An 8107-nucleotide genomic window follows, 5' to 3' on the forward strand; every position below is an offset into this window, starting at 1 on the left:
GGGACGCTGGCGACGAACTGCGCCGCCGGCTGCCCCGCTGACTCCTCCTGGCCCGGTTGCTGCCGCTCGATAGCCGACGTCGCAGCGGTCCCCTGGGGGCTGCTGGCAGCCCTCCGGCGGTTGCGCCGTGGACTCTGGGGAGCCGGCTCGGGACTGACGGCCGGTTCCGCAGCGGACCCGGCAACTGGATCGCTTCCGGAGTCGGCTGCCGCGGGCTTGCGGTCGAAGGCCTGGGTGAGGCTATCGAGCGTGAGCCGGCGGGCTTCCTGCACTTCGGCGTCGCTGGCCTCGGCGCGGGGCAGGCTCACCGTCTCACCGTTGATGGTCAGTACCACCTCGGCGGCATCGTTGGTCGCTGGATGACCCTCGGCCTCGTGTGCTGCGTGGGTGGCTGCGGCGATGCTGGCGAGAGCCACCCGGGCCGCTTCAGCCCGGGCCTGACGCTCGGCGTCGTCCTGCGGCGCCTCGGGTGTCTGCTGGTCCTCGTCGGCGGGCGAGTTGGACCGGCTCCGGTTACGCTTGCGTTCGCTGCGGGACACCTTCTCCTGGCGCAGGTGCTGCTGGTGGTTCTCGGGGGCGACGGCGTGCCGCTTGTGCTCCACCGGCTCGTCATGGGTGACGACCCCGCGCCCGGCACAGTGCTCACAGTTCTCGCCGAAGACTTCCAGCAGTCCGGTGCCCATCCGCTTCCGCGTCATCTGGACCAGCCCCAGGGAGGTGACCTCCGCAACCTGATGCTTGGTGCGGTCGCGGCCCAGGCATTCCACCATCCGACGCAACACCAGGTCACGGTTGGCTTCCAGGACCATGTCGATGAAGTCGATGACGATAATGCCGCCGATATCGCGGAGGCGCAGTTGACGGACAACTTCCTCTGCGGCCTCCAGGTTGTTCTTGGTGACTGTTTCTTCCAGGTTGCCACCGCTGCCGGTGAACTTGCCGGTGTTGACGTCCACCACGGTCATGGCTTCGGTGCGGTCGATCACCAGTGACCCGCCAGAGGGCAGGTAGACCTTCCGGTCGAGTGCCTTGTGGATCTGTTCATCGATCCGGCTCGCGAGGAAAATGTCCTCGTTACCGGTCCACTTCTCGAGGCGTCCCACCAGGTCGGGGGCCACGTACATCACGTAGGCCTCAATGGTGTCCCAGGCTTCCTCGCCGGACACGATCAGTTTGGAGAAGTCCTCGTTGAAGACATCCCGGACCACCTTGATGGTCAAATCCGGCTCGCCATACAGCAGTTCGGGGGCGAGGGACTTGGTGGAGCCCGACTTTGCCTCGATCGTTTCCCACTGTGACCGCAGCCGGTTGATGTCGTGGGTCAGCTCTTCCTCGCTGGCCCCCTCCGCCGCCGTGCGCACAATGACACCGGCGTTCTCGGGGAGGCGGTCCTTCAGGATGCGCTTGAGCCGGTTGCGTTCCACATCAGGAAGCTTGCGGGAAATTCCGGTCATTGAACCGCCCGGCACGTACACCAGGTAGCGGCCGGGGAGGGAAATCTGGCTGGTCAGGCGTGCGCCCTTGTGGCCGACCGGGTCCTTGGTGACCTGCACCAGGACGGTGTCACCGGACTTCAACGCCAGTTCGATACGGCGCGGCTGCCCGTCGAGACGTGACGCGTCCCAGTTGACTTCACCCGCATACAGGACGGCGTTGCGGCCGCGGCCAATGTCAACGAATGCTGCTTCCATGCTGGGCAGCACGTTCTGGACCTTGCCCAGGTACACGTTGCCGATCAGGGAATCCTGCTGGGTTTTGGACACGAAATGCTCGGCGAGCAATCCGTCCTCCAGCACAGCAATCTGGATCCTGTCATCGCGCTGGCGGACGATCATCTGACGGTCCACCGACTCTCGGCGGGCGAGGAACTCGGCTTCGGTGATGACCTGGCGGCGGCGGCCCGTGTCGCGGGATTCACGACGACGCTGCTTCTTGGCCTCGAGCCGGGTGGAACCCTTGACGCTGGTGACCTTGTTGGATGGGGCCGTTTCCTGGGCCTGCCGCGGCGCGCGCACCCGGGTCACGGTGTTGGGCGGATCGTCATCCTGGCCACCGGTCAGTTCGAGATCCTGGTCTCCACGACGGCGCCTGCGACGGCGGCGGGAGGTCACGCCGTCTTCGGCGTCCCCGTCCGGGCAGGCGTCGAGGTTTGAGCCGTTCTCGTCCGTGGTGGCATCCTGGTCGCCGCGGCCCTTGCCACGGCTGCGGCGGTTCCGACGACGCCGGCGCCCACCGGATTCGCTATCGCCGTCCTGGTCCTCATCCGCGTCAGCAGCGGCGGGAACCTCAGCCTTCCTTGCCGCAGCTACTGCAACACTCAGGTCTGGTGCATGGAACAGCGACGCGGGGATGCTGAAAGGATCGGACGCCGTTGACACGGAGATGGGTTCCTGGACGGGGGTGGTCTCCTCGGCCTGCGCGGCGGGAGTTTCCTGCTGAACCGGCGCGGTCCGGCCGGCATCACCCTCCTGCTCGGCAGGCGCAGTCGCTGCTGCCTCTTCGGCCGCGGGAGCTTTCTGCTGCGCGGCAGTCGAACGGCGCCGGGTGGTCTTTTTCACCGGCGTCAGCACGGCGTCGGCTGGTGGTACAGCAGCGGCATCAACCGTCTCGACGGCGGCGGCCTTATCTGGCGCGGTGGCCGCGGGCTCGACGGCGGTTGGCGCCCCGCTGGGGCTACCTGCCTTGCGGGTGGTCCGGCGCCGGGCGGGTGCCTTCGCTGGCTCCGCTGCAGCAGCTTCTGCGTCAGATCCGGAATCGGCCCCGGTGGGGGGCGTGGTGGGCGCATCGGGGAGCACGATATCGCTGGTGGCGGCCTTACGGCTCCGAGTGGCACGACGCTTCGGCGCGGCGGCCGGTTCTGCCGGTTCTGCGGTAGCCGAGGCGGCGTCGTCGGCTACTGGATCCGCTTTTTTGCGTCGGGTCCTCGTGGCCTTCTTCACTGGAACATCGGGGTGCTCCTGCGCAGCGTCCTGGACCTGGCCGGTCGAATCCTGGCCGGTCGAATCCTGGCCGGTCGAATCCTGGCCGGTCGAATCCTGGCCGGTGGGATTCTGCTCTGTGGGATTCTGCTCTGTCGGGTTCTGCTGAGTATCCATATGGTGTTTTGCTCCAGCCCCTGCGGCGTCGGCCACATTCCGACGCCCCCGGGGGCAGTATGTCGGTTGTTCGCGGACCTTGGCGCCTCGCGTCTACCGGAAGTCGTCTAAGTGAGCTTCGAGGTCGCACCATCCGTGGGGTGCGGCATCACTCGAAGACCAGTGGCGCTTTTCCTTATCCGCTGCTTTCCCAACGGTTGGCCTGCACAGCGGATTCTCGGCATCCCATCCGTACGGATGTTTTCACGATGCGCTCAGAAGCGTCGCCGGCGAAGCCGGAAGCCTGTCACTGGACCGGCCGGGGAATGTGGTTCCCCTGCCAGCCACGTTCATTGTCTCACAGACTATTTCAGGCGCCCGGCTTTTGGTATCCGACTTTCTGAGCTGACTCGATCAGAGCTTGGGCAGCTGCCCGGTGACTGGTGCGTCCTGTCCCGGGAGGGGACGGGCGACCGGCACCCTGGTACCCAGTACCTGCTCGACGACATCCTGGGCCACCTTGCGCGCTGTCAGCCCAACCCGTTCCAGCACTTCGCTGCGTGTACCGTGGTCGAGGAACTCGACGGGCAACCCCACCTCGTTCAGCGCAGTATCCACACCGACGGCGCGCATTTCCTGCCGGATCCGTGACCCAACCCCGCCAGCCCGCACGCCATCCTCAATCACAATGACGATCCGGTGTTCGGCGGCCATCCTGATCACTGATTGGCGCACCGGGAGCACCCAGCGTGGATCAATCACGGTCGAGCTGATCCCCTGGGCACCCAACCGGTTGGACACGTCGAGGGCCAGTTCGCTCATCGCGCCGACGCTGACAATCAGGACATCGTTGTTGTTGGACCCCGCTGGGCGGCGGGACAGCACCTCGACGCCGTCGTCGAGCCGTTCAATCGCGTGCACCTCGGCGCCCACGGCGCCCTTCGAGTAGCGCACCACGCTCGGCGCGTCACCAATAGCGACGGCCTCCCTGAGTTCCTCACGCAGCCTGGTGGCATCCCGTGGAGCGGCCAGGTGCAATCCGGGGATGATCTGCAGCATCGCCATATCCCACATCCCGTGATGGCTGGCGCCGTCGGGGCCGGTGACGCCCGAGCGGTCCAAAACTACTGTCACCCCGGCTTTGTGCAGGGCAACATCCATGAGCAGTTGATCGAATCCGCGCCCCAGGAACGTCGCGTACAGCGCCACGACCGGATGCAACCCACCAAAAGCCATGCCCGCGGCGCTGGTGAGGGCGTGCTGCTCGGCGATCCCGACGTCGAACACGCGTTCGGGGTACTTCTCAGCGAACTTGTGGAGCCCGACGGGAATGAGCATGGCGCCGGTGATACCGACAATGTCCGTGCGCTCGTCGGCCAGGGCCGCGATTTCGTCGGCGAACACACTGGTCCAGGACTGTGGTCCAGCTGCCCCGACGGGCTGGCCGGTCTCTGGGTCAATGACGCCTACCGCATGGAACTGGTCAGCTTCGTGGGCCCGGGCCGGCGCGTAGCCATACCCCTTTTCGGTGATCGCGTGCACGATCACCGGACCCTCGTAGTTGCGCGCCTGATGGAGCGCATGCTCGACGGCTGACATATCGTGGCCATCGATGGGCCCGATGTATTTCATTCCGAGGTCTTCAAACAACCCCTGGGGCGCCCACCAGTCCTTGATGCCCTTCTTGGTGGCGTGCAGGCTCTTGTAGGTGAACCGGCCGAGCGGCCCGCCGTTCTGGAGGCGACGCTTGGACCAGTCGAGAGTGCCCTCGTAGACGCGGTGGGTACGGACCGTGTCAAGGGTGGGACGCAGGGACGCCAGATAGTCGGCCACTCCCCCGATGGTCGGTGCGTAGGACCTGCCGTTGTCGTTGACGACGATCACTACGCGGCGCCGCTTGTCGGCGGCGATGTTGTTGATGGCTTCCCAGGCCATACCGCCGGTCAGGGCGCCGTCACCGACCATGACCACCGTGTAGCGGTCGCCCTCGCCAGCGAGGACCCGGGCGCGGGAAATTCCGTCAGCCCAGGACAGGGAGGATGAGGCGTGGGAGCTTTCGACGACGTCGTGCTCGGATTCGGCCCGCGAGGGGTATCCGGAGAGTCCGCCCTGTTGACGCAGCGTGCTGAAATCCTGGCGCCCGGTGAGCAGTTTATGCACATAGGACTGGTGACCGGTGTCGAAGATCATCGAGTCACGCGGGGAATCAAAGACCCGGTGCATGCCAAGGGTCAGTTCAACGACCCCCAGGTTAGGGCCGAGGTGCCCTCCGGTCCGGGAGACGTTCGTGATGAGGAAGTCACGAATTTCACCTGCCAGTCGCTCCAACTGGTCGCTGGTGAGCCGGCTGAGATCCTGAGGGTGGCGGATGGTTTCCAAGAGTCCCATCGGTGCCTCCTTGTATTTGTCATTCCCGCCGGACCTACGCCTGCGGGTCATTAACTCTAACGCGGGTTGGCCGTGAGCTGTCGCAGCACATAGTGAAGGATTCCACCGTTGCGGTAGTAGTCGGCTTCCCCCGGAGTGTCGATACGCAGCACCGCGTCGAACGTGATCGTGTCGCCGTCCTCCTCCGGCACGGCACTGACTCGGACCGTTTCCGGGGTCCTGCCCTCGTTGAGCGCCGTCACCCCTGCGACGGCGAAGGTCTCGGTGCCGGTGAGGCCCAGGGTTGCTGCACTCTGCCCCGCCGGGAATTGCAGCGGGAGCACCCCCATGCCGATCAGGTTGGACCGGTGGATCCGCTCGAAGCTCTCGGCAATTACCGCACGGACGCCCAACAGTGCGGTGCCTTTCGCCGCCCAGTCACGGGATGAGCCGGAACCGTATTCTTTTCCGGCCAGAACCACCAGGGGGATATTGGCTGCCTGATAGTTCACGGCTGCGTCGTAGATGTAGGTCTGGGGGCCGCCGGTCTGGGTGAAGTCCCGCGTGAATCCCCCCTGGACCCCCTGCAACAGGGTGTTGCGCAGCCTGATGTTGGCGAAGGTGCCGCGAATCATCACCTCGTGGTTGCCTCGGCGGGACCCATAGGAATTGAAGTCCTTCCGGTTCACCCCGTGTTCGAGCAGATAGCGTCCGGCGGGGCTATCCGCCCTGAAGGATCCGGCCGGGCTGATGTGGTCGGTGGTCACCGAATCACCGAGCGCGGCGAGCACTCGTGCGCCCGTAATGTCGGCGACCGGGTCCGGCGTCGCCTGCATCCCCTCGAAGTACGGGGGCTTCCGGACGTAGGTGGAGTCTGCATTCCAGGCGAAAGTGCTTCCGTGGGGGGTGTCGAGTGCTTTCCACCGGTGGTCGCCGTCGAACACTCCCTCGTAGCCTCTGTCGAACATTTCCCGGTCGATTGAGGAGTCAATGGTTTGCTGGATTTCCGCCGGGGCGGGCCAGATGTCCCGCAGGAAGATGTTGGTGCCCTCCCGGTCCTGTCCCAGGGGGTCGGACTCGAAGTCGAAGTCCATGGTGCCGGCGAGGGCGTAGGCAATCACCAGCGGCGGTGAAGCGAGGTAATTCATCACCACGTCAGGATTGATCCGGCCCTCAAAGTTGCGGTTCCCCGAGAGCACCGCTGTCACCGCCAGGCCATTGGCCTGAATCGCCGCAGCAATCTCTTCGTCAAGGGGACCCGAGTTTCCAATGCACGTGGCACAGCCGTATCCCACCACGTAGAATCCCAGCTTTTCGAGGTAGGGGGTCAACCCTGATTTGTCGTAGTAATCGGTGACCACTCTGGAGCCGGGAGCAAGCGAGGTCTTCACCCAGGGTTTCGCGGTGAGTCCGCGGTCCACCGCGTTGCGGGCCAGCAGCGCAGCGGCCAGCATCACGGATGGGTTGGACGTGTTGGTGCAGGAGGTGATCGACGCAATAGTGACGGCGCCGTGGTCCAGCTCGAACGCCCGGCCATCCGGCATGGTGAACTGGACTGCGTTTGATGGCCGGCCCATTACGCGCGAGCGCCCTGCATGCCTCACCGTGGAGGTCATCGCGGGGACGTCCGACGCGGGGAAGGATTCCTCGAGCGCCTCGTCGAGCGCTGCGTCGTCCACCGAGTTGACGTAATGGTGGATGTCTTTCCGGAACTGGTCTTTGGCGCGCGTCAGGTCGATCCGGTCCTGGGGGCGCTTCGGGCCGGCGAGTGAGGGCACCACGGTTGAGAGGTCGAGTTCCAGGTATTCGGAGAACCGGGTGACCCGCGATGGGTCGTGCCAGAGGCCCTGTTCCCTGGCGTAGGCCTCGACCAGTGCCAGGTTCTCCTCCGAGCGGCCGGTCAGCCGCAGGTAGTCCATGGTGACTTCGTCGATTGGGAACATGGCAGCGGTGGAGCCGAACTCCGGGCTCATGTTGCCGATGGTGGCGCGGTTGGCCAGGGGCACAGCGCTGACGCCTTCGCCGTAGAACTCGACGAACTTGCCGACGACGCCGTGCTTGCGCAGCTTCTCGGTGATGGTGAGCACGACGTCGGTCGCGGTGGCGCCGGCGGGGATCTCACCGGTGAGCTTGAAGCCCACCACCCGAGGGATCAGCATGGACACGGGTTGGCCCAGCATGGCAGCCTCGGCTTCGATGCCGCCGACCCCCCAGCCGAGGACGCCGAGCCCGTTGACCATGGTGGTGTGCGAGTCGGTGCCGACGCAGGTGTCGGGGTAGGCCTGCAGGGCGGTGGTGCCGTCGGTGGTGACCTCACGGGTCATCACCGTGCGGGCCAGGTACTCGAGGTTGACCTGGTGGACAATGCCCATGCCGGGCGGCACCACCAGGAAGTCATCGAACGCGGTCTGACCCCAGCGCAGGAACTGGTACCGCTCGCCATTGCGCTGGTACTCGATGTCCATGTTGCGCTCGAGTGCGTTGGCGTTCCCGAAAACGTCGATCTGCACCGAGTGGTCAATGACCAGTTCGGCCGGCGCCAGCGGGTTGACGCGCTTGGGGTCTCCACCGAGTTCGACAACTGCCTCGCGCATGGTGGCGAGGTCGACGACGCAGGGCACACCGGTGAAGTCCTGCATGATCACGCGGGCCGGGGTGAACTGGAT

The 8107-nt window shown here is 65.5% G+C and carries 3 protein-coding genes; all 3 read right to left on the minus strand.

Going from position 1 to position 8107, the window contains the following annotated elements; translation table 11 throughout:
- Nucleotides 1-3095: Rne/Rng family ribonuclease (locus B384_RS18315; protein ID WP_019482658.1), on the minus strand; the 3095-nt coding region annotated here is incomplete at its 3' end.
- A gap of 393 nt (nt 3096-3488) precedes the next feature.
- Nucleotides 3489-5462, minus strand: a complete 1974-nt coding sequence (gene dxs / locus B384_RS0108340; RefSeq protein ID WP_019482659.1) for a 1-deoxy-D-xylulose-5-phosphate synthase — start codon at nt 5460-5462, stop codon at nt 3489-3491.
- A gap of 56 nt (nt 5463-5518) precedes the next feature.
- The coding region (acnA, locus tag B384_RS0108345; protein WP_019482660.1) for an aconitate hydratase AcnA at nt 5519-8107 on the minus strand (2589 nt) is incomplete at its 5' end.

It is taken from the genome of Arthrobacter sp. TB 23 (genome assembly GCF_000294595.1).
Classification (GTDB): Bacteria; Actinomycetota; Actinomycetes; order Actinomycetales; family Micrococcaceae; genus Arthrobacter_D.